The organism is Ideonella sp. P3_A4 (assembly GCF_056403075.1).
In genome coordinates this window covers 1-2,076 of the sequence record NZ_JBFUGE010000862.1, presented here as the reverse complement: position 1 = coordinate 2,076, position 2,076 = coordinate 1, and the positions used below count along the sequence as shown (strand labels likewise).

Sequence of the window (2,076 nt, the reverse complement as noted above, 5' to 3'; positions counted from 1 at the left end):
CTCGAGTACCGCTTCCTGCCGGTCAACGGCGGCTACCAGTCGCCTGAAGAGATCGCCGCCTTTGCCAAGCTGCTGGCCGAGTTGCCCAAGCCGATGCTGGCCTTCTGCCGCTCGGGCGCGCGTTCGACCAAGCTCTTCGTCTCGGCCTCTCACGGCTGAAGCTGACTGAGCGGATCGGCCCCGTCCGGGGCCGATAGTGCTTTCCCTGAGCACCGCGCCGTTTCAGGCGTGATTCAGGCGGCAACCGATACATTGCGGGCGATCGGCGCCCTTGCCCATGGCTGAAGCCATGGCTGGAGCGCCAGGTATCGACACCTCGTTTGGAGCCGCCGCCAWGTTCCTCGCCCGCCCCGCGCCCTGTTGCCACAGGAGCGCGCCATGAATGCCCTGCTCGCCTTCGCCCACGGCGTTGACTGGCTGACCGACCGCTTCGGCAGGATCGCCTCCTGGGCGGTGATCCTGTCGTGCTTCATCAGCGCCAGCAACGCGGTCGTGCGCTACGGCTTCGACTACAGCTCGAACTCGTTCCTCGAGGTGCAGTGGTACCTCTTCGCGGCCTGCGTGATGTTCGGCGCCGCGCAAGTGCTGCGCATGAACGAACACGTGCGCGTCGACCTGATCTATTCCCGTCTGTCGGGCCACGGCAAGGTCTACGTCGACCTGTTCGGTCTGATCGTCTTCCTGGTGCCGGTGATGATCACGATGATCTATTTCGCCTGGCCCTTGTTCATGCGCTGGTACATCTCCGGCGAAATGTCGAACAACGCCGGCGGYCTGGTTCGCTGGCCGGCCATGTTGACGCTGCCGGTCGGCTTTGGCCTCGTGCTGCTGCAAGGCCTGGGTGAAATCATCAAGCGCATCGGCTGGCTGATGCACGTCTACGAGATGGACACGCACTACGAAAGGCCGCTCCAATGATCGCGATGGAGAACTTCCCCCCGCTGATGTTCGCGGGGCTGATCTTCGTGATGTTGATCGGCTTTCCGGTCGCGTTCTCGCTTGCCGCGCTGGGCCTGGCCTGCGGCATCTATGCCATCAACATGGGCTGGTTCCCGCCCGAGTTCATGAGCGCGCTGCCGCAGAACGTGTTCGGCATCCTGTCGAACGACCTGCTGCTGGCGATCCCGTTCTTCACGATGATGGGCTCGCTGCTCGAGAAATGCGGGCTGGCCGAAGACATGCTGGACTCAATGGGCCAGCTCTTCGGCCCGGTGCGCGGTGGCCTCGGCTACTCGGTGATCATCGTCGGCTTCATCCTCGGCGCCATCACCGGCACCGTGGCCGGCCAGGTGATCGCGATGGCGATGATCTCGCTGCCGGTGATGATGCGCTACGGCTACAACATGCGTTACGCCACTGGCGTACTGGCGGCCTCGGGCACGATCACCCAGGTGGTGCCGCCCTCGTTGGTGCTGGTGGTGCTGGCCGATCAGCTCGGCAAGTCGGTGGGTGATATGTACAAGGGCGCCTGGGGGCCGTCGATCCTGCAGGTGCTGATCTTCGCGCTCTACACCTTCGTGCTCAGCCGCGTGAAGCCGCACCATGTGCCGGGTGTGCCGAAGGAAGCACGCACGCTGAACGGCTGGGCGCTGTGGAAGAAGTGCCTGCGCGGCATCGTCCCGTCGGCGATCCTGATCTTCGCCGTGCTGGGCAGCATGGGCGGCCTGCCGGGCCTGAACACCGCGATCGCCACGCCGACCGAAGCCGGCGCGATGGGTGCCGTCGGTGCCTTCATCCTGGCCGCGCTGCACAAGCGCCTGACCTGGCCGCTGGTGAAAGAAGCGATGGCCGGCACCGCCCGCATCACCGCGATGGTGGTGTTCATCCTGATCGGCTCACGCGTGTTCTCGCTGGTGTTCCAGGGTGTCGAGGGCGGCCGCTGGATCGAGCACATGCTGTCGAACCTGCCGGGCGGTCAGGTCGGCTTCCTGATCGTCGTCAACCTGTTCATCTTCTTCCTCGCCTTCTTCCTCGACTTCTTCGAGATCGCCTTCATCATCCTGCCGCTGCTGGGGCCGGTGGCCGAGAAGATGGGCATCGACCTGGTCTGGTTCGGCGTGATGCTATGCGTGAACA

General features: G+C 64.5%; 3 protein-coding genes. All 3 read left to right on the top strand.

All coding sequences use genetic code 11. The annotated features are described in order from the left end of the window. Window positions 1–159, top strand: a 159-nt coding sequence (locus tag AC1DYI_RS33760) for a beta-lactamase hydrolase domain-containing protein (protein ID WP_477208472.1), incomplete at its 5' end; no start/stop codon positions are given. Window positions 160–378: 219 nt separating this feature from the next. Beyond that, the gene (locus AC1DYI_RS33755; protein WP_477208471.1) at window positions 379–918 is read left to right on the top strand and encodes a TRAP transporter small permease subunit; all 540 of its coding nucleotides are present in this window, start codon (window positions 379–381) and stop codon (window positions 916–918) included. Further along, on the top strand, window positions 918–2,076 hold a 1,159-nt coding region (locus AC1DYI_RS33750), incomplete at its 3' end, for a TRAP transporter large permease (RefSeq protein WP_477208470.1). The genes AC1DYI_RS33755 and AC1DYI_RS33750, both read left to right, overlap by 1 nt.